The sequence below is a fragment of the Sphingobacterium sp. UBA6317 genome, from assembly GCF_002440385.1.
Taxonomy (GTDB): Bacteria; Bacteroidota; Bacteroidia; order Sphingobacteriales; family Sphingobacteriaceae; genus Sphingobacterium; species Sphingobacterium multivorum.
In genome coordinates this window covers 60,321-83,570 of the sequence record NZ_DJTD01000008.1, presented here as the reverse complement: position 1 = coordinate 83,570, position 23,250 = coordinate 60,321, and the positions used below count along the sequence as shown (strand labels likewise).

Genomic DNA, 23,250 nt, shown 5'->3' with positions numbered 1-23,250 from the left:
AAATAGTTATGGTTTCAATAATGGGTTTGTATCAATTTCACGCTGTGGAATTGGAAAAAAGTATGCTCCTGAAGTGATGGATTTACCATACTTTTCTACCAAAACTTTTTCCATCAGATGATTGCGTCGTAAATCAAACAGCCTATTCCCTTCAAATGCAAGCTCTAGTGCACGTTCTTCAACTACTGCCTCACGAAATGCAGCGACCGATAGATTTGCTGTAAGCGGGCCTAGGCCTGCCCGGCTACGGATTTTATTCACCGCAGCATATCCCTCAGCTGTAGGACCAGCAGACTCTGCATAAACCAGAAGAATATCCGAATAACGTATCACCGGCGAATTGGTACTCATTTTATCTGCATCCCGAAGTGGATCAATGTACTTTCGGGTAAAAGGTCGCGAGAAATCCGCAATACCAAGTTTAATGGTTTTGCCATCGGGATTGACAACTTCTGAAACAATAAGGTCTGTTTTCCTCTTATCACTTGAGTTGTAGCTGTTGTAGTGCGCGGCCTCCATCTGAAAATGGTTCCACCCTTTACCAATATTGATTATTGTAGTCTCAGGATCGCTTGGATTGTATGGAATACGCATTGCAAAACCGGGATCAGGCAAAAACATGTTCGGTAATTTGGAATAATTCCCCTCGCGCTCACCTGAGCGATCTACAGCAGCGTCAAATATGTGTTCGGAAACGGCAGCTTTTTTATAAATTTCAGTATTCCAGATATCAGGTAACACACTTGTAAAATTAAAAATTTGCTGATCGTTGATCACTTTTGCGGCATATGTATTCGCTTCAAGATAGAGCTTTGTCGCATCAGTTACAAATTCGTAGCCTGGCGAAGTTGAAGCTTTTGAAGACGCCATATGGAGGTATACCTTTGCGAGTAATGACTGGGCAGCACACCGATTTGCCCTTCCCTCAAAATTTTTAGAAATTGACATCAATTGTTCCCCTTGCTTTAGATCAGCAATGATAACATCGTAAACCTGCTGGATACTTGACTTGGCTACAGGGATCTGCTCGGCCTCAACAAGGGGTTCTAAACGAAGCGGAACTTCACCGAATAGACGCACTAGATTAAAATTGTGAAGTGCACGCAAAAAATAAGCCTCGCCGATAATTTGATTGCGGTCAGCTTCCGCCATATTAGGAACGTTAGGAACATTGGCTATTACGGCGTTAGCACGTGAAATACCACGATAAAGATATGTCCATAGATTATCAAGATCTGAATTTGTCGAGGTAGTCCGTAATTGATCCAGTTCAAAATTTGACTGCCCTGCATCTGCTTTCGCTGTCAGATTCTCAGTCGGCAATTCAGTAATAATGTAATAACCCCTAGAATAATATCCGACTTCAGGCAAAATGGCGTAAGCATAGATCAAGCCTGAAAGCGCATCTTGCCCCGTCTTGTAAAAAGACTTTGAATTAACTATTCCATAAGGCTCTTCTGTTAGTTTAGAACAGGATATAAAAGTACTGCTGATTAGTCCTAAAAGACAAATAGGTATAAAAAGTTTATTGATTTTCATGGCTGTTTAATTTAAAATCCAACGGATAATCCAAGGGAATAAGTTCGAGGTCGTGGGTAATTACCCCAGTTGATTCCATCCAATCCCATCTCGGGATCAAAACCCTTGTTAAATTTGGTAAAAGTCAGTAAGTTATTGCCGGCGGCAAACAACCTTAATGTGCTGATGCCAGCAATCAGGCCCGGCTTAAAATTATAGCCAATGGTAACATTTTGCAGTCTAAGAAAGGAACCGTCTTCAACGAAAAAATCCGAAGCTTTATAGCCTCGCGTATTATTGGCTCTAGGATATAACTGACTTGGGTTATCGGGCGTCCAGCGCTGCACTTGCCTGCTCGGTGTCATCTTTTGAAGATCGAAAACATCATTCCCATATACGCCGTAAAACTGGGCACTTAGGTCAAAACGCTTGTACGAAGCACTGGTATTAAAGCTATAAATGAATTTAGGTGTAGGGTCGCCAATTACTGTACGGTCATATGTAGGATCTATGGTCCCATCAGACTCGCCCTTAGGGCCGCTGATATCGACGTATTTAATCTCACCTGGTAATGCCTCCCGCCCAGTAAGTCCGGCACCTATCCCTTCCTCCAATGTTTGAATTATTCCATTTGCACGATAACCATAGAACGTATACATTGGTTGGCCAACGATAAAATGGTTGACATTCTGACGTACCATTTCAATCAATGATCCTGTGACAACACGGTCACTCTCGCCCATTCTAACCACTTTGTTACGGTTGAGAGCGAAATTGCCACCAACAGACCACTGTAAACCGTCGGTTTGAATTACTTTAGCATTGAGTCCCAATTCGAAACCACGGTTACTTATTTCACCATCGTTTACCCATTGTTGATCAAAGCCTGAGGATGGTGAAATTGTACGCGTACGGAGTAAATCTTTCGTCTGCTTGTCGTAATAATCTGCCGTCAGGGTAAAGCGCTGGTTCATAAACCCGATATCCAAACCAATATCGAAAGATGTTGTCGTCTCCCACTTTAGGCTTTTGTTCCCTAAGCCACCAACGACAGTAAGCCCCTGCTCATTATTGGCTCCGGCCAAGCCCGGACCAAAGCCCGTCATAAAACCATTTTGTGATCCTACAAAATAGCGCTCAGAGCCATAGCGGTCCATGGTCTGATAAGGAGATATCCCCTGATTACCTGTCAATCCATAACTTGCTCTAAATTTCAGCTCGGAAAATGCGCCCAGGTGTTTAATGAATTCTTCTTCACTTATTTTCCAGGCGAATGCTGCTGACGGGAAAAAGGCCCACTTATTATTGTCCCCAAATTTAGTAGAGCCATCTGCGCGACCGGTCAGGGTAAAAAGATACTTATCTGCTAAAGCATAATTTACCCGTCCAAACCAAGAATTCAATGTAGATGAAGAGAGTCCATTACTGAGTGTCTTTGTCTTTGCACTGTTGAGATTTTCATTTTGAAGGTTATCGTTGACAAAATTCATCCCTATCAAATTACTCGTTCTGGTTGTTGATGTCTGTAAAGAGAAACCTCCTACAATATTAAAGCGATGTATATCGTTAAATGTCTTGTTGATGGTGAGATAGTTTTCATTGACTAGCTCATTATTGTTATAGTTGCTAATAGAGCCATAACCTGTATTTTCATAACCTCGAAATGTCACAGTGGCTGGCTCGTAGATATCACCAACAGAATTACCAAACTTAGTACTTAACTGTGTCCTAAACTGAAGCCAATCCGTAAATTTTATATTAGCAAATACTGTAGCCAAGACGTCTATAGTCTTTGACTTGTTGAGCACTTCATTAGCAATCGCTATCGGATTACCAAAATCCGTAGCCGATGTACGAAAATAGTTTCCATTTTTGTCATAAACAGGGAATATACGCGTACGGCCGGCACTCAAATTTTGCCCTTGATTGTTCGTATGTGTCAATATCACATTTGTACCAGCGGAGATAGCCTCAGTTAATTTTTGGTCTAAATTCAATCTGCCGGTATATTTGTCATACGCATTTTTTATCGCGAGTCCCTCTTCCTTATAATAATTACCGGACATGGAGTATTTTGTATTATCTGAACCTCCATCTACACCAAGCGTATAGTTTTGGGAAAAAGGGTTTCGATAGACTAAATCTGCCCAGTCGGTATTGGTGGTCCACTGTGGTTTATTGGGGTCCAACCCGCGCAATTCAGCTATAGACGGAAAGTAAACCCCACTCCTAACTTCGCCTAGATAAGGTAATTGACTTAAAGGAGTCCCCCCATTTAATGCCGCCTCATTTGCATAAACAGCTTCTTCGATGCCATCACGCCAAAGATCAGGTTTGACAGCTAGTGTCGAAATAGAATTTAAAGTGTTTAAAGATATTCTTGGTTTACCGGCTCTTGCCTTTTTGGTGGTAACCATAATAACTCCATTGGCCCCACGCGAACCATATATTGCTGCTGATGAGGCGTCCTTAAGTACTTCGATGGACTCAATATCTTCAGGATTTATCTGTTTTAGATCTCCTGCATCACCCCAGGGAAATCCATCAACAACAACAAGTGGCGCATTGGATCCATTGAGAGAGCTATTACCACGGATACGTACTGTAGCGCCAGCTCCAGGCTTACCGCTTGAAATTGCCACTTGGACTCCAGGGATCTTTCCTTGCAATAATTGATCCACTGATGAAGCCGGAGTCTTGTTTAGGTCCCCACCTTTGAGTGTGGCCACAGCGCCTGTAAGATCACTCTTTTTAACTCCGCCGTAACCGATAACAACCACATCCTCGAGATCGACTGTGGCGGTTGCCAAAACTGCATTTACAACTGTTTGATTATTTAATTGGACGTTTTCGGTCTTGAGTCCGAGCGAAGTGAAGGTCAAAACTCCTGTTCCGCCTGGCACAGAAATCTGATAATTCCCTTTTTCATTTGTGGTGACTGCCTGATTTCCATATTTTACTGTTACTCCAGCTAAAGGCTGACCCTGATTGTCCCGAACGGTTCCGGAAACTAATCGACTCTGAGCAACACTTAATTGAACGGCAAATAGCGCACTGCAAAAAAGAGTATAAGTCGTCAATAAACTTCTTCTCATAATATATAACATTTAGATTTATAAATTGCTTACTATGGGTAACTTCTATTAAGCATACGTACTGTATATCCCTTTCTTAATTGGTTAGCCTCAAGTATTAGACAAATATATTCCAATACCCCACTTAAAGATCAATACTATTTTAACCAAATGTTATACTCAAATTAAAATATACCCCATCTTACAATCAAAACCACAAAATACTATATATATTATTTTAACTCTTAAATGAAAACACGGCTGCCACTGAAGTTGAGTCTATAGGCAGATGGGGTACAATTTTTTTTACGTTTGAATGCCCGGTTAAAGTTGGAAATATTATTAAAACCACATAGGTAACAAATCTCAGCGACTGTATTGCTCGTCTCTATTAACATTCTGGTAGCGTGGCCAAGTCTTATTTCATTGAGATTGTCAATAAATGTTTTTCCTGTACGTTTCTTTATAAACCGGGAGAAAGAAACTTCGGACATATTGACCAGTTCGGCGACGTCATTAAGGGAGATCAATTTGCTGAAGTTTTTATTCATATAATCAAATGCTACATCTAAACGACGGCTTCGAAAATTCAGTGATTTGTCCAAAAGCATATCTCCCTCAACCAGTAGTTCAGTGTCTTTGCTTACCGATAAATCCCGCAAAATTAGCATTAATTTTATCACTGAATCAAACCCCACCGTTTTATGCAAATTCAATATTTCGGGTGCGATTGACTTAATAGTGCTTTTCGAGAATTTTATACCAAAGCTGCTTACTTGCAACATTCTTTTAATAAAATTCAGTTGATTTTTATTTAAAAATTGATCGCTAAATAGATCTTTATTCCATTGCACTGTCACTTCAACAATATTCTTTGATCTACAATTATTATTGAACCAGCCATGTGGCAAATTAGGGCCTGTCAAAACGAGCTCATAATCTCCAATTTCTTCAATCCTGTCTCCGACAACTCGCTGAGCACCGGAAGCATTCAAAATCATATTTAATTCGTACTCCTCATGGTAATGATATGGAAAATCAAATTTATCTTTAATGCGATGAAACACAGTGAAGCATTCTGTTTCTCTTAATGGAGTGACTTCTTTGATCGGATGGTGGCTCATAATTGTTAAAATACTATTATCTAAAATAACACTATAGTTATTAATAAACAATAACAGAACAATCAAATAGTATGAATCAAGCTATTATCAGTTAAAATAGTATTATATTTATGATACTCCCCAAATACTGGATAACTGTTTAAATGTTTAAATTAGCAGTTAATAGATGAAAAAACACGAAGAAAGTTTAGTGCAAGCTTCAAAGCTAAAGTAGCTATCGAAGCTATTAAGGAACAGCAAACGATTCATGAGCTTGCCTCTAAATATGAAGTTCAAGCTACGCAGATCAATACCTGGAAGCGGGAATTCTTAGATAATGCTGAAGCAGCATTTACGACGGATAAGCCTATGGTTAATGATGATTCGAAAGAGAAAGAGCTCTATTCGAAGATCGGCGAACTCCAGATGCAGGTTGATTTCTTAAAAAAAATCTTGGGCAAATGAGCACAGAAGATAAACGTAAGCTTATTTGCCCGTCCCACCACCATCTGAGCATTCATAAACAGTGTAAAATCATAGAACTCCCTCATAGCAGTTACTATTTCAAATCTAAGGGAGTATCTACGCTGAAGCAACAGCTGATGAATGCGATAGATCGCAAATTTCTAGATTGTCCATTTTATGGTGTTAAACGTATGACTGTTCACCTGTGTAAAGACCTGGGGTATTTTGTAGGTGAGAAACGTATTCGGAGGCTTTATAAGCTCATGAACCTTAGGACGATATATCCGAAGAAGAATTTGAGTAGATCAAACAAAGCTGATTATAAGTTCCCCTATCTTCTGAGGAATCTCAAGATAGAACGAATAAATCAGGTGTGGCAGGCTGATATAACCTACATCCCCATGTTCCGGGGTTTTATGTACATGTTTGCTATCATCGATGTGTATAGTAGAAAGATCATGGGTTGGGGAGTTTCCAATACAATGAATGCAGAATGGTGCAGGGATATCATGCTTGAAACGATTGAAAAACACGGTAAACCAGATATTTTTAATACAGATCAAGGCTCTCAATTTACTTCCAGTATCTTTGTTCGTGCGCTGCAAGATGCAGAAGTTCAAATATCTATGGATGGCAAAGGTCGTGCGATCGATAACATTTACATAGAAAGATTTTGGGGTTCACTAAAGAGAGAGAAAATCTATTTGAATCCTCCTAACGCAGGGATGGATCTCTATCAGAAAGTTAACGCTTATGTTACCTTTTATAACACGATAAGACGGCACGATTCGCTTGATGATGAAACTCCAGACACTGTTTATTACGCAAAGAAAGCCTCATAATTGGTCGGTGCAATAAGGAAAGCTGGTGGTAGGTATAATATTTCCCTCTTTTTCAAACACCCTCAATCACTTTGGGGAGGGGATTTGAAAAAAGAAAAATATTAGCAAATACAGTCAAAAATTGAAGATTATATATTAAGTTTGAATTTAGTTGTCCAACAAACCGGCAGTATCATAGAGCTCCTGCCACAATGTGGTGATCAATATGCTCGGCTCTTCCCCCATACGCTTTTTTATATGCGTAAAAGAATTTTTCAAGCGGATTAATCTTGCATTGAGATTTCCGGAGCAAGGTTTCCATGTCCAAATAGTTTTTGACGGTTTGTCTGTGCATGCACAGATGCCGTGCCATGGCACGTATGGAATATCCTTTTTTCTGTAATTCCTTCAGTTGCTCAAACCGCTTTAAGCGGATCCCGCCATGAGCTGAATCCGGAGAGCTTCTGTTTTCAGATAGTGAGCTTTGATTTTCAGCTATTTGTTGATCGTCAACCCGCAACTGCTTATTGGCCAACAAAGCTGTGGCTTTGCTGTAATGCCTAATCAAAACTTTCTGTACAGCCTCACTTAAATTTTTCAACACCTTTTGCTGGTGAAAAATCGCTTTTTTCAATCAACCGTAGTATAGTCGTATCGCTAGTGGGTATAGACAATATGGTACAAATCCGCTGAGCAGGCCTTCCTCCGGCAAGAAGCCCAAGTTGTCTGATCTTACTTTCCAGACGCTCAGTCCTCCGTTTATATGGCCTGAAATGACTCTCGAGCCTCTCGGTGAATATTTTGAACGGACATTCGTCTTGATGACAATAAAATTTACGAGAGCGAAGAATAATTCTGGAAGTTTTACCAAAGACAGGAAGGTCTGCGATCTTGCGGGTGTAATAGCTGTGGATTCTTTTCGAAGTGATGCAGCAGTTTGGGCAGACAGCACTTTGGGTAGTACTCTGCACATAAACTACCAGTACATCTTGCTGGTTATCTACTGATATAATCCTGAAGTTATCACCATCGTCCGAAAAAACAAGTTTTGATGCATTCATTAAAATATGAACGCTAATTGAAGACAAATATAATGGTATTACCACCAAAAGTGGGGAAGAACCAACATCAGCCAGTATGGCAGTTGAATAACAGCTTTAAACGCACTACGCATCCCTAATTCTAATTCAATTTTGAGGGGTCAGCTTGTTCAAGTATATCCAGACTTCACATTTTTTATTTGCTCATGTTTGTTATTGCGATATTCGGAGATGTATACTTTGCAGAAATAAATTAAGCACGAAATTAAAGTAGCTCAAAATTTACCTTTTAACTGGATATGCTGCACCACAGTTTTCAACCGATTGTCTGTGATAGCTATCCTGTCAAATCCTGTTCCTGTCGATTTAAAAGTGTTGATACCGTTTTTAAATCCGCTTTTGATCTGGTTTCCGCTCACATTGATATCTGATGATCTGCGTACCGAAGAAGATTGAATATCGATACCGACCTCATTGGAATCATTCCCCTCAATAATATTTCCCTCTACGGAACAGTTGTCGACCGTATATAACGAGATGCCCGTTTTCCCAACACCCAAAACAACATTTCCGGCAGTTTGATCCAGGGCTAAAAATCCACTTTCAAAATATCTTGTTCAAAAAATTATCCTGTCTATCAGACTATCAACGAGATGTAATGCGATAGATATGCAATTCTATTTCTTATCCTATGCAAAGTCGATCGAAGAACAAATCTGTTAGATTTGTAAGACTGCAAATGATCAAAATCCAGATAGAATAGATAAATGTTCCTAATATGAAATCAATATTTGAGAAAAACATAAGAGAAGCGGTCATCGAAAGAATTAATTTATTACACGAGGACAGCGATGCTCTTTGGGGAAAAATGACAGTAACGCAATTATTAATCGAGCAATATGAAACATTTGAAAAAGCTACATTTGTACATTGGTTCTTTGGTAGAATGTCCAGAGCCCAATTAGGTCAGTTCATATACAAACATTGCAACCACCATTTAAAGCAGTTTGGAGCGTAACCCAAAAAGCCACGGAACCGCTACATGTGTCAGACGTTATAACGGGTTCGTTCGAGGGCAGGTATCTGAAAATGGAATAGGTCATTATTGGTGTAATGTTTCAACACGCAGGATTGTGTTTAATCTCGGATATGATCTATTATAAAAAAAGCGCCATTGAACAAACTCAAGTTATTTATTTATATTTGATCTGCTCAATTTCTTTAATTTGAATAGTATTCTACTAATATAAATGGGAAAACCTGTATTTTTATATCTGATTTTATTTTTTATAGCCACAATTTCCAAAACTAAAGCGATTGCTTTAAAAGACTCCTCAATTCTCAATCTTACTAATCTCATTCAAAATAAAGATACTTTTGTTGAGCAAAAAGAGCTTTATCTTTCCCTGATAAAAAAAAAGCTGGACAATAGCACCGAAAATCTGAATCTAAAATTTGAATTACAAAAACAGCTGAGTAGCTCATACGCATCCTATAAATCTGATTCCGCTATTTATTATGCTAAGAAAAATTTGGAACTGGCAAATAAACTCCAGAGTCCAAATTGGATACTAGAAACTGAATTAGACCTTTCTCTACATTATCTGGTCGCAGGTATGTACATTGATTCTAAAGATATTTTGGATAGAATACCCATCCAAAAATTAAACAATCACCTAAAAATAAAATATCTGGATGCTCAAAAGAACTTTTTCAAGTTTTATGCATACCATAATTATAACCAAAAAAATTATTTAGCAATTAGCCGTAATTATCGTGATTCTTTATTAACGCTGCTTGATGAATCTTCGAATCACTACAAAATGGTATATGCAGAAAAACTGATCGACCTGAACAAAATAAAAGAGGCTAAAGTAATCTTGAATTCAATATTCGCGACAATAAAGGAAGATAGCCATGAAAAAGCAATGCTTGCATTCTCACTTTCAGAAATATACCGAAAGGAAGGCAATGTAGGCAAACAGTGCGAACTGCTGATTATATCCGCAGCTTGCGATATTAAAAATGCGATAAAAGAAAATACTTCCATGCAAGCGTTAGCATTTTTACTGCACCAACAAGGTTACATCGATGAATCCTATATGTGTATAAAATCATCGCTTGAAGACGCAATCTTCTGCAATGCTAAATTTAGGACCTATGAAGTTTCTCAAATTTTCCCAATTATTGATACCTCTTATCAGGAACATCAAAAACAAAAAAAGGAGCAATTGTTTACGTTTTTAATTGTTGCTTCCGTCCTTTCCATATTATTGATACTAGCGATAATATATGTTTATAAACAGATGAGAAAAGTGAGTAGGTTCAGGCTCGAATTATTTAAAGCAAATCAGGATCTCAATAAACTAAATGACGAATTACAAACTAAAAATGAAGAGTATAAAATTGTAAACAACAAATTGTCCAAAACGAACAATTTGTTGTATGAATCCAATCACATCAAAGAGGTATACATCGGACATTTTCTTGATATCTGTTCAATGTACATCACGAAATTGGAGAAATTTCAGACCTTAATAAAGAAAATGATCATGGGAGACAAAATCTCGGAGCTCCTTAACTTGGTTAAATCTAACGAGAGAATAGACAAAGAAAAAAAGGAACTGTTTAATACCTTTGATCATATTTTTCTTCATCTCTTTCCCAGTTTTGTAGACGATATAAACTCGTTGCTGACCGAAGATGGAAAGATAATGCTTAAAACGAATGAGCTCTTGAATACCGAATTGCGCATCTTCGCCCTAATCAGACTCGGTGTAAATGATTCATCCAAAATTGCTGGATTTCTCCATTGTTCCTTAAACACAATTTATACTTATCGGGCAAAAATTAAAAGCAAAGCTATCATAGATAAGGATGAATTTGATAAAAACATCATGCAGATCGGAACGATTAAAAGTATTTAGAAACAAGACACCCGATACGTTTAAATACCCATCTATACAGCTCTGATTCGCTGTATTACATATCGTACTGCGTGTTAAATTTAGATTATTCGGTACGCTAAATGTTATTTCCCTACCTAATTTACTGCTGTTATATCTATATTTTTCTAAAGAAAAATATAGATATAACAGCTAATAATCAAATACTTAAACATTCACCAGACTTATATTTTGCGTTTACGATCTTTTTCCTGGGATTTGGTTTCTCTAGATTTGGAACTGTAACCAATGGCTGTTTTAGAAAATACCTAAGCAGCAAAAAAGGGATAATTTAAAAATTTTAAACAACCAATTTATGAGGGTAATCTATTTAAGACAGTGCTCGTCTTTAAAGTATCTATTAACTGTGTTTATGTGGATACTGATAATGACATGGGTACAAGCTCAAGAAAAAAACATTCAAGGGAAAATTCTTGATGTGACAGGTAAACCAATGGCCGGTGTTTCTATTACCGTATCCGGAAAACCAAAAGCTACTAAAACAGATGACGAAGGAAGATTTTCACTATCCGCAGTAAATGTCGGGGATAAATTACAGATAAGTTTTCTAGGCTATAAAAAATTGGAAAAGAATATTGATAACGCCACTGTCTATAATCTAACGCTTGAAACAAATGAAGAAAGATTAGCGGACGTTGTAGTAGTTGGCTACGGAACCCTAGATAAAAAAGAAGTAACCAGCGCCATTACACATCTAAACGGTAAGGATCTCAACGTATTTGGTGGAAATGGCGTACTTAATGCTCTTGCTGGCAAGGTAGCGGGACTCAGTGTAGTAAACACTGGCCAGTCAGATCCGAATTCCTCTCCCAGTCTGCAACTACGTGGTGTGTCTTCCCGCAACGCCGGACTTGGACCGCTTTATGTGGTTAATGGTGTTCCTGGGGGAAATGTTGACAACTTAAATCAAAACGATATTGAATCAATCGATATACTCAAAGGAGGTGCAGCTTCTGCTATCTATGGAACACGTGGGAGCAATGGCGTAATTATTATCACAACAAAAAAAGGCACATCTGAGCCTTACGCATTTTATGATGGATATGCGAGTTTTGACTTACCGAATAACCGTATCCAGGTTCTCAGTGCCGAAGATTTTTTAAAACACAACCGAGGAACGGATTTTGGAGGAAATACCAATTGGTTTAACGAAGTATCGCGCAAATTCGCCTTTAATCAAAAAAATACGCTTCAGTTAGCTGGTGGAAACAGACAAACCAATTATATCGTCTCATTTGACCTGCGCAATGCTCATGGATTGGACTTACGTTCAGACAAGAAAGAATACGGGGCGCGGTTGAATCTGTCCCATACCTCGGCCAATAACCTGTATACAGCCACTGTAACCATTGCGCCCAGGTTCCTTAAAGCAAATAATGCCAGTTATAATGCATTCAATCAAAGTTTGACACTAAATCCGACATTGCCGGTGATGGATGCAAAAAATCCAAACTTATTCAATTATATCAATACGGGTTTTTCTGGTGCTTATAATCCTGTTGAAGAACTTCGCACGGTATTGGATGGAACCGAGGGCAAGTACCTGGACTGGAATGCAGCTTTTAAACTTAACATTTTGGAAAACTTGTCTACACAGGTAACGTTGGCACAACAATCTTCTGATTTTTTTGATTTCAATTTTACACCGTCCTACAATACAGGCGCGATTAATGGAAATAGTGGTAGAAATTCAGCAGGAAGAAATTATAAAAAAAGTGACCAGTATGTATTTGAATGGACAGGAAACTACAAACAAAGTTTCGGAAGACATAATATTAACGTATTAGGAGGATATGCATATAATTATTTTCTGTATTCAGGAATGAATGCGGGTAACCAAAATTTCCCATCCGATGTACTGACGTATAACAATCTGGGCTCAGGTCAATATGACGTCCCTATTCCTACCAATCCACAGCCGGGTGATTACACATTCAGATCGGTTGGTTCATATAAAAATGATGCGAAACTGATCGCTTTTTTTGGAAGAGTAAATTATGATTTGGCAAATAAATATTATGCATCGGCAAGTTTGCGCTATGAAGGCTCTTCTAAATTTGGAAGACTGAACAAATGGGGTTATTTCCCCGCGCTCTCCTTAGGCTGGCGAATTATGGAAGAGGATTTCTTTCCGAAAGCTTCTTGGATCAATGACCTGAAACTTCGAGCAGATTACGGTGAGACGGGTAATCAGGACTTTGGCAGTTACCTTTCGTTAGATACTTATCAAGGTTATGGTTATTTTGCATTTAACGGGGCATCGTACCAAGTTTGGGGTCCCAGTCAGAATACCAACTATGACCTTCGTTGGGAAAAAGCACAGAACTTAAATTTCGGCGTCGATTTTGATCTTTTCCAACGAAAAATAAGTGGTAGTATCAATTATTATGTACGTACCAACAAAGATCTACTAGGCTCCTATAACGTTCCGGTTCCACCATTCGTGTTAACAACAACCTTTGCCAATGTAGGTACTATGAAAAATTCGGGCCTGGAAGTGCAATTGAATGCTAAAATCCTCACCCAGAAAGATTTTTCATATTCGGTAAGTTTCGCTGGAGCATCAAATAGCAATAAATTCGTTTCCTTTTCAAATGACATTTATAAGGGGCAAAACTTTCAATTCATGTCCTATATGCCTTCGCCGGGGTCTCCCGGACCAGCTCAACGTTTGGAAGAAGGACGGAGAATCGGCAGTTTCTATATGTACGAATCTGCCGGTATCGACGCCACTGGACGTTTGATGGTGTATGATAAGGACAACAATATTATACCCGGAAACACAGCAAAGGAAGAAGATAAACGTTTTGTAGGCAATGGATTACCATTGTTTACCGCCAGTTTGGGACAGAACTTTACCTACAAAAACTTCGATCTTTCGGTATTTTTACGAGGTTCATTTAAATACGACCTCTTTAACACGACCGCTTTTTATTTGGGAACCCCAGTTACGCAATCTGGTGCGAACGTGCTCAAATCGGCTTATGGAAATGGCAAATATGCTGCGTTGACCAATGCAGAGACCTATTCTACTCTTTCGGATTACTTCTTGGAGAAAGGTGATTTTGTAAAAATCGACAATATTACGATTGGTTATAATATCAAACCTCCTGTCAAGCAAATCAGTTCGATCCGGGTGTATGCCGTAGCACGCAATCTATATACTTTCACCAAGTTTACAACAGGTGATCCTGAAGCAATATCCGTTAATGGACTGACACCCGGTATAAATACTTCCTTGTCTTACTATCCATCGACGGCACAATTCCTAGCAGGCTTACAGGTTAAATTCTAACGATTAAACACAACAAAGAGATGAAATTTTCATTACGTTATATAATTCCCCTTTCCATTAGCACCCTAATTTTGGGAAGCGCAAGCTGTACCAAGCTTGACGAAACCTTATATGATAAAATTACTTCTGACAATTTCTTACAGAAAAGAGAAGATGTGATCCGTGATTTTTTGAGACCGTTTGAACATGCCTTTTGGTCGATTCAGGGTGGTGGTCTATTTTACGCGCAGGAACTCCCTGCCGACCAATTGATGACCCCAAATAGGGATGGCGACTGGTTTGATGGAGGCAAATACCAACGGGCTCATTACCATACCTGGACAGTTCAGGATGATTATACCAGTGATATGTGGAAAGCTCTTTTTCAGGGTATCAGTTTAGCTACAAACTCGCTTGAGGATATCGAAAAGGTGGATATCCAAAAAGTTCAGATCACTGAAGCGGAAAAGGCCGACTTTGTGGCTGAGCTGAAGACACTCCGGGCCTGGTTCAACCTACGGGCTTTTGATTTATACCGGAATATTCCACTGGTAACAAAAGTAAAGGGTGAAACTGCAACTCCGCCGCAAGCGACACCTGCTGAAACCTTCGCCTTTATTGAAAAAGAGCTGAAAGATGCTATTCCCGGATTGCCACTCCGTCAGGATCTCGGCACAACGGGTATTGGTAGATGGACAAAAGGCGGAGCCGCAGCCTTATTGGCCAGACTTTATCTGAATGCTGAAGTTTATACGGGTCAAAGCAAATATGCTGAATGTGCTGCGGTATGTCAGGATATCATAGACGGAAAATATGGCAATTACCAATTGGAAACGATATGGTCAAAACCTTTTGATTACGATAACGCAAATTCAAGTGAAGTTATCTACGGATTCCCTGCAACTTTGGCCCGCACACACTGGCATTATAGTTCGGATATGTATTGGTGGATGGCACCGCATCAGGCTCAAAATTTCTTCGGCTTTACCGATTTCGGAAATATGAATACCCGCTATGCCCTTCAGCCAGGACGGGATGTGGACAGTGTCGAGTATAATTTTGCCCTCGGTAAGCCCTTTATCAAATTTCAGCGCTATCCAGATGATCTTCGATTAAAGAAATATAAAAATCTTGGCAATAGTAAAAGAGAAGGTATGTTTTTGTTCGGTTACCTCCCCTATTATAGCGATCCGACAAAATTGGTCAAAAGCAACCGAGGATATACCATCTTTGCCCGTGATCAGGTGGGATGGTTTAAAGATACCCCTCCGGGAACAAAGATCGCAGATAAAGAATCCAATATGAACCATGCAGATGACAACTCTGGCTTATGGGTTGCGAAATATCCGATATATCCTTCTAAGGATCCAAATACCATTTCTTCGGCATTTGCAGAGATTAGACTTGCTGAAATTTATTATTCACTAGCTGAATGTAAATATAGAACCGGCGATAAAGGATCCGCCGCAAAATTGTTGAATGCGGTGCGTAAGCGTAACTATCCAACTGGCTCAAACAGCCTGTACCTGGAGTCGGGACAGCAATTGAGCGATCAGGAAATGATCGATGAATGGGGTCGTGAGTTCCTGGTCGAAGGAAGACGCCGAACCGATTTAATTCGTTGGGGTAAATTCAATTCTGGAAAATGGTGGGATAAAGAACCTGATAATAGTGATCATACTAAAATTTATCCTATTGGTCAGAGTGTTTTCACACTAACTCCGTCATTGCAACAGAATCCCGGATACTAATCAGTTTTAGTAAGTATAAAACCTTTTGAAAGTTATGAAATTTAATTGGAATATAAGATTGTCGGCTTCAAAGCAACTTGGAAATATCCTGCTATGGGGCGTATGTTTAATAATGGTGCAGTCCTGTTCGAAAGAACTGGATGCACCTACTCCACTGCCATTCGAAATTACGGATATTACAGCATCTGCTGATAAAGTGGTCATTAATCCGAGTAAGCCGTCTGAGGATGCGCTTACGGTTTCGTGGCCGGCATTTTCAAACTCAATGATCTCTTATAAAATAATCCTGGCTAACGGTGAGCAACGGGATAGTGTAGCAGTCGCCTCTGGAGCGATAAGCAAACGGTTTACCCAGGGTGAATTGAACGCTATACTAGTTGAAAAATTGAAGATGACGGTCAATATAGAGTCCAAACTGGATATTACGGTGCTCGGACTAATTCCGTCAAAAACGCTGTCAACTACATCGAAAACAATCAGCATACAGGTTGTTCCTGGTCCGGTCGGTGCGGCGTATGCATCCCTATGGGTGGTGGGCGATGCTACGCCAAATGGCTGGAATATTGAAAACCCAAATGCAATGAAGAAAGATCCGACCAACGCCTTTCAGTTTAAGTTTAATGAAGTATTGAATGCTGGTGACTTTAAAATCCCTGTAGCGACAGGAAATTGGGGGACAGATTTCTTTATGCCTTTAGCAAACCATCCAAAACTTTCCGAAACTGGTGTTCAGCTGGTTCCGGGTGGAAACCCTGATTATAAATGGAACATCGCAACTGCTGGCGCTTACAAGATTCTGCTTAATATCAGTGCAACCCCATTTATAACGATCAAACCTTTTACCCCGTACAAGCAGATATGGCTCGTAGGGGACGCTGTGCCTTCTGGCTGGACAATAGATAATCCAACACCAATGGTGCCTACAGCAGGAAACCCTTATGAGTTTACTTATACAGGCTCATTAAAAGTGGGCGAATTTAAGATCCCAACCGCAACCGGAAGCTGGGACGGAGATTTCTTCATGCCACCAACCAATGGAGAAGGAACAACAGGAAAAGATGCAATAATTATCGCTGAGGGTAAAATCGACAACAAATGGAAAATTACCGAAGCTGGAACGTATAAAATTACCTTCAACCAGCTTTACGAAACAATTTCAATTGTCAAAAATTAGGCCATATGAGACGATTTCATCAACTCGCTACACCACTTGTATTTTTGAACATGCTGTTTATGACAGCATGTTCAAAAACTCCTTCAAATGATATAACCACAAAGATAATTCATCCAGACAGTTTGCAAAATCCGTTCGTCGGCCCACTATATTGGAGCCCTTACGAATATAACTTCGAAACGGATGGTTATATTCCTGAAGATGAATGGGAAAAGAATATCAACTGGATTGACAACAACCTAAAATCTTTAGGTTACAAGATGGTCTGTATCGACGGCTGGGGCGACGACTTTAAATACAACGCCGATGGTTATCGTACAACCCACTCGTCCAAATGGAAGCACGACTACGCCTGGTGGTCCGATAACCTGAAAGGTAGAGGGATGACTTTGGGAATATACAACAACCCCCTATGGGTAATCAAATTGGCTGCTGATGCTGGTGTAAAAATTAAAGGAACGAATATTCCCCTTTCCAGCATCATGAAAGAAGATGAACAGGCCACCTGGTTTAAGTGGGTACAAGTTGACAAACCGGGAGCCGAAGAATATGTCAAAGGATATATTCAATACTATGCGGATATGGGTGTGCGCTATCTACGCGTAGATTTTCTTTCCTGGTTTGAAGATGGAAAAGATAGGAATATGGGGACAGTAGGTCCAGTACGTCCGGCGGCATACTACGAGAAAGCTCTTCGGTGGATGCGTGAAGCCTGCGATAAAAATGGAATTTTCTTAAGTCTGGTGATGCCACATCTCTATAATGATGCGCAGGTAGAGCAAAAATACGGACACATGATCCGCGTCAACGACGATGTTGGAGATGGCAAATGGTGGCGATGGAGCGACAATGAACGTGGAATCAAACGTGTTGGATGGTCACAATATGCAAATGGCATGGATGGTCTGACCTATTGGTCTAACATTTCAGGCAGAGGAAAGATGATACTGGATGCTGATTTTCTTCGGATTAATACTTTTTCCAATGATCATGAAAAGAAGAGTGTCATCTCAGCCTGCTTTATTTCTGGCGGCGCTGTCACAATTGGAGACCGTTATAATTCCATCGGTAAAAATCTTTGGCTTTACCAAAATAGGGAACTACTTGCTTTAAGAGAAGATGGATTTGTCGGAAAACCCTTAACCAACGATCCGAAAGATCCAAAAAGCCAGATCTGGAAAGGTCAGTTGACCAATGGTGATTGGGTCATAGCCCTTTTTAATAGAGAGAGTAACTATCAAACCAGAGGATTGAATTTTACAGATTTATCTGGCAGCCATTGGCGGGTAAGGGATTTATGGAAACATGAAGACCTGGGGACAATGAGTTCCTATCTTGAGAATATTCCACCACATGGTGTAACAGTTTTGCGATTAACGAAGTAATCCAAAGCTCATAACAATACTGAATTTTAATATATATGCTAAAATAGAAATGATGAAAAAATCAATTTTTCTTTTATTTGTCGTCTTTTGCTGTAACGGGATCGTAGCACGGGGGCAACAGATAAAATCGCCCAATGGAAGATTTGAACTGGCCTTTGGATTGACAAAAGAAGGTACGCCAACCTACGAATTAAAGTTTAAAAACAACGTGGTAATCAAGACCAGCAATCTGGGATTGGAACTCAAGCTCAAACCGGATGAAGAATTAAACTTAAAGGGACAAACGGATGGTGAAACCCAGATAAAAAAGAAGAGCTCGCTTTATAGCAATTTTGAAATCTCCGATTCAAAGACCAGCACTTTCGATGAAACATGGCAACCGGTATGGGGAGAAACTAAAAATGTAAGAAACCATTATAATGAACTCGCTGTCACATTAAACCAAAAACAAACAGAGCGCCAAATTATTATCCGTTTTCGTTTATTTGATGATGGTCTCGGTTTTCGGTATGAATTTCCACTGCAGAAAAACCTAAATTACTTCACTATTAAAGAGGAACGTAGCCAGTTTGCCATGACTGGTGACCATACCGCTTATTGGATTCCTGGCGATTATGACACCCAGGAATATAATTATACCACATCTAAACTATCTGAAATAAGGGGTTTGATGGGAAGCGCTTACGAAGGCGGCAACGTCTCTCAAACCTCCTTCTCGCCAACGGGGGTACAGACCTCGTTGATGCTAAAAACCAATGAAGGTGTTTACATCAATTTACATGAAGCAAGCTGTCTGAATTACTCGACGATGCACCTCAATTTGGATGACAAAAATTTTGTTTTTGAATCTTGGCTTACGCCAGATTCACATGGCGATAAGGGTAAAATGCAAGCACCCGCTACCTCACCTTGGAGAACAATTATCGTAAGTGATGATGCAAGAGATATATTGGCGTCTAAGATGACCTATAATTTGAATGAGCCAAGCAAAATACAAAATACTTCCTGGATAAAGCCTACAAAATATGTAGGCGTGTGGTGGGAAATGATTTCCGGTAAGAGTAGTTGGTCCTATACAAATGAATTTCCGTCTGTCCAGTTGGGAATAACAGATTTCAGTATGGCAAAACCAAATGGTACCCATGGCGCGACAACAGCAAACGTTAAAAAGTATATAGATTTTGCTGCGAAGCATGGTTTTGAGGGTGTTTTGGTTGAAGGATGGAATATCGGATGGGAAGATTGGTTTGGCAATGATAAAGATTATGTCTTTGATTTTGTCACGCCTTATCCTGATTTTGATCTCAAAGGATTAAACGATTATGCACACGCCAAAGGTGTGAAACTGATTATGCATCATGAGACATCCGGATCTATCCGCAACTATGAGCGACATATCGATACAGCCTATAGGCTGATGAACCAATTGGGTTATGATGCTGTAAAAAGTGGGTATGTAGGAAATATTCTTCCATTGGGTGAACACCACTATAGCCAATGGACAAATAACCATTTTCAGTATGCTGTAGAAAAAGCAGCTTCCTACCAAATTATGGTTAATCAGCACGAAGCTGTACGTCCGACGGGTGTAGCACGTACCTGGCCAAATTTGATAGGCAATGAATCTGCTAGAGGTACAGAATACCATGCATTTGGTGGCATAAAGCCCAATCATGTAACTATCTTGCCTTTCACAAGACTTATTGGCGGTCCAATGGATTATACCCCCGGTATTTTTGAAATGAACCTCGCCAATGGCGCCCATGTGAATAGTACGTTGGCCAACCAATTGGCGCTATATGTAACGATGTATAGCCCTTTGCAGATGGCAGCAGATTTTCCGGAAAATTATGATCGTTTTCCAGATGCTTTTCAATTTATTAAAGATGTCGGGCTGGATTGGGATGACAGTAAATATTTAGAGGCTGAACCTGGTCAATATATTACCGTTGCCCGTAAAGAAAAAAATACAGAAAAATGGTTTTTAGGAAGTGTAAATGGAAATTCCAGCAGAACATCGAAGATAAAATTTGATTTTCTGGATGAAGGAAAGACCTATTTGGCAACTATTTATGCTGATGCGTCAGACGCAAACTATAAGACAAAACCACAAGCGTATACAATAAAAACTACAAGAGTAACGAAAAAGGACACGATCGTTCAACATTGTGCCGCAGGCGGTGGTTATGCTGTTTCGATTGTCCCAATCAAAAAATAAAGGCAATTGATGAGATCATAGGGAGGATTTTTCGGATCCAAACGGAAATGAATCCCTAAATGTCTTATCCATTTCTATAATTAATAAGGCCTTCTTCCCAATCTCACTTATGATAGTTTAACGGATCGATATAACTAATGTTCATTAGCGAACTTTATATCGGACCACCAACGAGATGCAATGCGTGATATATGCGGTTCTATTTCTTACATCCTGTTTTGTAAATTCAAAAACCAGTAAAGCGATATCATGAAGCTAGTTGCGAAAATATTTTAATTAAAATAGCGCTGAATAAATATGGATCATTTAGAACCTATACCATTATCGACATTAGTAGCTAATATCAAACAGGAAATTAGTTATGGTGAAGGGAAAATGGAAACCCACAAAGGCTCTAAACAGTTTAGCCCGGGCACCAAAGTGTATATTATCGATTGGTATGCTGGGATGTGCCAAGCTATCACTGTAATCGGCTTGTCCAGAGACACAAAAAAAATTAATTACGATTGTTATACGGGCCGAATGGATCGAAAACTTCCGCGTCAAGTTATGCTACAACCCTAAAGTATGCTCAAAAATAAAGACCTACTTTGATAAGGAGGAAGCTGGAATGCAGCGGTATACAGAAAAATTTGTAAATGATATGTTTGTCGGTATACCTCAATGGAATGAACCTATTTAACTCTCACAACGATAATGTGAGTTACCTTTGCCACAATTGATTATGTATATGGTCAAATATTGTCCATTACAGTAAATTACTTTGTACTAAATTTTAGATAATGGTCTTTCATCGGTATCCCATCTGCAGTACGGAATGCATTTCCTGTAATGATAATTTCATAGGTTTTGTTTGGTTCTAACTCCCAATCAATGATAACAGATTTCTTATCTGAAGAATAACGATGTCCTTTTATCAGCGGAAAACCTTCTTTGGAAACTCCCCTAAATGACCGTCCCTGTCCCAATAAGGGCCTGTCGAAATTTATCTTCAGCTCCCTTAAGGTGTTGTTGACATTGGTTTGTCCATCCTGAATTCCCTCAAAAGAAATGATTTTTGGTCTTCTTTCTTCAAAAGCTGCATCTAAAGAAGAAATATCTGCAGCGTAAGATCGATAAGCTTTGGCAAGTACAGGCATATAGCTCTCTAAAGTAGGATATAAGTCTCGCTGACGATCAAAGTGTTCAAGTTCATCAACAAGTTTCTCAATCCAAAGAAATCCCCTATCTAGCTGTCCATTGGTTTCCTTTGAAATCTCTTCGAAGCTGAAATTATGATCTTTTTGATATTTGATAACCGCAGCTCGAACCAATGCCTCGTTCAACATCGTTTGCCAGCTACCGTATGCCTGCCGGTTCATTTTCTCCTTTACAAGGCTATATAATTTTTCGCCGCTGTCTCTAAAAATTGTCGTGTCTTTTTCCAATAAATAATTAACAAAGGAGTGGTTAAACTCGTGAAGTAATGTAGGGAAATAGCTCTGTAAAGGAAATTCAGCCATGCCAAGACTATCCATACTCCATGTCCCCATAATAGCGTAGACTTCCTTAAGACCCTGTGGATTTTTAATGGCTACCCCATAGTTACCGCCGCCATTTCCCAAACCATTCACAATCAAAAACTTTTCGGATGGTTTCTTACCATAGAATTTAGGGTACCAGTCCAATTCAATATGTTCATAAATTGGAAGAAAGCGCTTTTGTACCTCATTGTACAGTGCCTGGTTATCCTGAAAAAATCCTTTGCTATTACTGTCTTTGTAAAACTTCTTTAACAGTGTTGCGAATTGAAGAGCATTAGCTCTACTCCACCTTTTGTCCAGGGTTTCGTTGATATTTTTTTGCTTAAGATTGAACTTATCATCAAGATGTATGGCCATACTCATCACTGCATCGTAGCCTATGCCATTTTCATTTTTAATCTTATTGACAAAAGTGATCAATTCGTGTTCTTTAAAAGGACCATAGTGTTCATTGATTCGATCAACGTAGCGCTTAAAAATAGCTGAGCTATACTCTTGATTGCCAGCAAGTCTAAACACAATACTCAGAAGCTCGATACGCTCATCAACTTTTGGCTTATCCATAATTTCGTTACGCTGCCCATAGGTAAGCATAAATGATAAACTGAATAGGATAATCAATACATATTTAGAAGTTTTTTCGAACATATTGGAAATAGGCTTTACCATCTTTTATTTATTTTGTACTTGAATGGGGATTCCAAATAGTTTGCCAATAAATTTAACACGCTATTTGCCAATACACTACGAACGAATTTCTTTCTTAATACTGACCGTTATTGAACACTAGCCGTTCAATATTGAACAGGCTGCCAGCCATTTTCGATAATCTTATTCATTAATATTAAATTGATCACTTAAGTCTTATAACTGTTTGAAAGCATATTACATTTCTTGTGCAACGTTACCTAAGTTGACAGCTGTTAGAAAAGAATAAA

General features: G+C 39.3%; 16 protein-coding genes and 1 pseudogene. 10 read left to right on the top strand and 7 right to left on the bottom strand.

Annotated features, from left to right (window positions below):
• Positions 1-6: 6 nt before the first annotated feature.
• From B3E92_RS02085 to B3E92_RS02075, 3 genes are all read right to left on the bottom strand, one after another.
• Positions 7-1,539: a RagB/SusD family nutrient uptake outer membrane protein gene (locus B3E92_RS02085; RefSeq protein WP_070566742.1), complete on the bottom strand. Its 1,533-nt coding sequence runs from the start codon at positions 1,537-1,539 to the stop codon at positions 7-9.
• A gap of 11 nt (positions 1,540-1,550) precedes the next feature.
• Positions 1,551-4,613 carry a SusC/RagA family TonB-linked outer membrane protein gene (locus B3E92_RS02080; RefSeq protein ID WP_157698540.1) on the bottom strand — a complete coding sequence of 1,021 codons (3,063 nt, stop codon included), beginning with the start codon at positions 4,611-4,613 and terminating at the stop codon, positions 1,551-1,553.
• A 224-nt stretch (positions 4,614-4,837) separates the two neighbouring features.
• A complete protein-coding gene (locus tag B3E92_RS02075) occupies positions 4,838-5,716 on the bottom strand; it encodes an AraC family transcriptional regulator (RefSeq protein WP_070566744.1) in 879 nt (292 codons plus the stop codon).
• A 162-nt stretch (positions 5,717-5,878) separates the two neighbouring features.
• Between B3E92_RS02075 and B3E92_RS24330 the strand changes: the two genes are divergently transcribed.
• Both B3E92_RS24330 and B3E92_RS02070 read left to right on the top strand, forming a co-directional pair.
• The gene (locus B3E92_RS24330; protein ID WP_070566746.1) at positions 5,879-6,160 is read left to right on the top strand and encodes a transposase; all 282 of its coding nucleotides are present in this window, start codon (positions 5,879-5,881) and stop codon (positions 6,158-6,160) included.
• Positions 6,148-7,002 (top strand): annotated as a pseudogene (locus tag B3E92_RS02070) (IS3 family transposase); the annotation flags it as partial. The gene B3E92_RS24330 and the pseudogene B3E92_RS02070, both read left to right, overlap by 13 nt.
• Before the next feature lie 172 nt (positions 7,003-7,174).
• Here B3E92_RS02070 and B3E92_RS02065 read toward each other — a convergent pair.
• The 3 genes from B3E92_RS02065 to B3E92_RS02055 all read right to left on the bottom strand — a co-directional run bounded on the left by B3E92_RS02065 (position 7,175) and on the right by B3E92_RS02055 (position 8,581).
• Positions 7,175-7,615 carry a hypothetical protein gene (locus B3E92_RS02065; RefSeq protein ID WP_139145007.1) on the bottom strand — a complete coding sequence of 147 codons (441 nt, stop codon included), beginning with the start codon at positions 7,613-7,615 and terminating at the stop codon, positions 7,175-7,177.
• A complete protein-coding gene (locus B3E92_RS02060; protein WP_088162440.1) occupies positions 7,566-8,042 on the bottom strand; it encodes a transposase family protein in 477 nt (158 codons plus the stop codon). Before B3E92_RS02060 ends, B3E92_RS02065 begins: the two co-directional genes overlap by 50 nt.
• A gap of 254 nt (positions 8,043-8,296) precedes the next feature.
• Positions 8,297-8,581, bottom strand: a complete 285-nt coding sequence (locus B3E92_RS02055; RefSeq protein ID WP_070566755.1) for a right-handed parallel beta-helix repeat-containing protein — start codon at positions 8,579-8,581, stop codon at positions 8,297-8,299.
• A gap of 218 nt (positions 8,582-8,799) precedes the next feature.
• Here B3E92_RS02055 and B3E92_RS02050 point away from each other — a divergent pair, with 218 nt between their 5' ends.
• From B3E92_RS02050 to B3E92_RS02015, 8 genes are all read left to right on the top strand, one after another.
• Positions 8,800-9,039, top strand: a complete 240-nt coding sequence (locus B3E92_RS02050) for a DUF1569 domain-containing protein (RefSeq protein WP_070566757.1) — start codon at positions 8,800-8,802, stop codon at positions 9,037-9,039.
• Positions 9,040-9,271: 232 nt separating this feature from the next.
• Positions 9,272-10,948: a DUF6377 domain-containing protein gene (locus B3E92_RS02045; RefSeq protein ID WP_070566759.1), complete on the top strand. Its 1,677-nt coding sequence runs from the start codon at positions 9,272-9,274 to the stop codon at positions 10,946-10,948.
• Between the two features lie 391 nt (positions 10,949-11,339).
• Positions 11,340-14,282 carry a SusC/RagA family TonB-linked outer membrane protein gene (locus B3E92_RS02040; protein ID WP_070566761.1) on the top strand — a complete coding sequence of 981 codons (2,943 nt, stop codon included), beginning with the start codon at positions 11,340-11,342 and terminating at the stop codon, positions 14,280-14,282.
• Between the two features lie 20 nt (positions 14,283-14,302).
• Positions 14,303-16,012 (top strand): RagB/SusD family nutrient uptake outer membrane protein, encoded by a 1,710-nt coding sequence (locus B3E92_RS02035; protein ID WP_070566764.1) that lies wholly within the window; start codon positions 14,303-14,305, stop codon positions 16,010-16,012.
• Between the two features lie 34 nt (positions 16,013-16,046).
• The gene (locus B3E92_RS02030) at positions 16,047-17,186 is read left to right on the top strand and encodes a SusF/SusE family outer membrane protein (RefSeq protein ID WP_070566766.1); all 1,140 of its coding nucleotides are present in this window, start codon (positions 16,047-16,049) and stop codon (positions 17,184-17,186) included.
• 5 nt (positions 17,187-17,191) lie between these two features.
• On the top strand, positions 17,192-18,571 hold the full coding sequence (locus tag B3E92_RS02025) for an alpha-galactosidase (protein ID WP_139145008.1): 1,380 nt from the start codon (positions 17,192-17,194) through the stop codon (positions 18,569-18,571).
• Positions 18,572-18,620: 49 nt separating this feature from the next.
• Positions 18,621-20,789 (top strand): glycoside hydrolase family 97 protein, encoded by a 2,169-nt coding sequence (locus B3E92_RS02020; protein WP_254667718.1) that lies wholly within the window; start codon positions 18,621-18,623, stop codon positions 20,787-20,789.
• Positions 20,790-21,086: 297 nt separating this feature from the next.
• The gene (locus B3E92_RS02015; protein ID WP_070566772.1) at positions 21,087-21,353 is read left to right on the top strand and encodes a hypothetical protein; all 267 of its coding nucleotides are present in this window, start codon (positions 21,087-21,089) and stop codon (positions 21,351-21,353) included.
• 194 nt (positions 21,354-21,547) lie between these two features.
• On the opposite strand, the gene B3E92_RS02010 is transcribed toward B3E92_RS02015, so the two are convergent.
• A complete protein-coding gene (locus B3E92_RS02010) occupies positions 21,548-22,981 on the bottom strand; it encodes a DUF4932 domain-containing protein (RefSeq protein ID WP_286801653.1) in 1,434 nt (477 codons plus the stop codon).
• Positions 22,982-23,250 lie beyond the last annotated feature (269 nt).

Coding starts and splice junctions, on each gene's coding strand:
- B3E92_RS02085 (WP_070566742.1), bottom strand. CDS start 1,539: ATGAAAATCAATAAACTTTTTATACCTATTTGTCTTTTAGGACTAATC.
- B3E92_RS02080 (WP_157698540.1), bottom strand. CDS start 4,613: ATGAGAAGAAGTTTATTGACGACTTATACTCTTTTTTGCAGTGCGCTA.
- B3E92_RS02075 (WP_070566744.1), bottom strand. CDS start 5,716: ATGAGCCACCATCCGATCAAAGAAGTCACTCCATTAAGAGAAACAGAA.
- B3E92_RS02060 (WP_088162440.1), bottom strand. CDS start 8,042: ATGAATGCATCAAAACTTGTTTTTTCGGACGATGGTGATAACTTCAGG.
- B3E92_RS02050 (WP_070566757.1), top strand. CDS start 8,800: ATGAAATCAATATTTGAGAAAAACATAAGAGAAGCGGTCATCGAAAGA.
- B3E92_RS02045 (WP_070566759.1), top strand. CDS start 9,272: ATGGGAAAACCTGTATTTTTATATCTGATTTTATTTTTTATAGCCACA.
- B3E92_RS02040 (WP_070566761.1), top strand. CDS start 11,340: ATGTGGATACTGATAATGACATGGGTACAAGCTCAAGAAAAAAACATT.
- B3E92_RS02035 (WP_070566764.1), top strand. CDS start 14,303: ATGAAATTTTCATTACGTTATATAATTCCCCTTTCCATTAGCACCCTA.
- B3E92_RS02030 (WP_070566766.1), top strand. CDS start 16,047: ATGAAATTTAATTGGAATATAAGATTGTCGGCTTCAAAGCAACTTGGA.
- B3E92_RS02025 (WP_139145008.1), top strand. CDS start 17,192: ATGAGACGATTTCATCAACTCGCTACACCACTTGTATTTTTGAACATG.
- B3E92_RS02020 (WP_254667718.1), top strand. CDS start 18,621: ATGATGAAAAAATCAATTTTTCTTTTATTTGTCGTCTTTTGCTGTAAC.
- B3E92_RS02015 (WP_070566772.1), top strand. CDS start 21,087: ATGGATCATTTAGAACCTATACCATTATCGACATTAGTAGCTAATATC.
- B3E92_RS02010 (WP_286801653.1), bottom strand. CDS start 22,981: ATGGTAAAGCCTATTTCCAATATGTTCGAAAAAACTTCTAAATATGTA.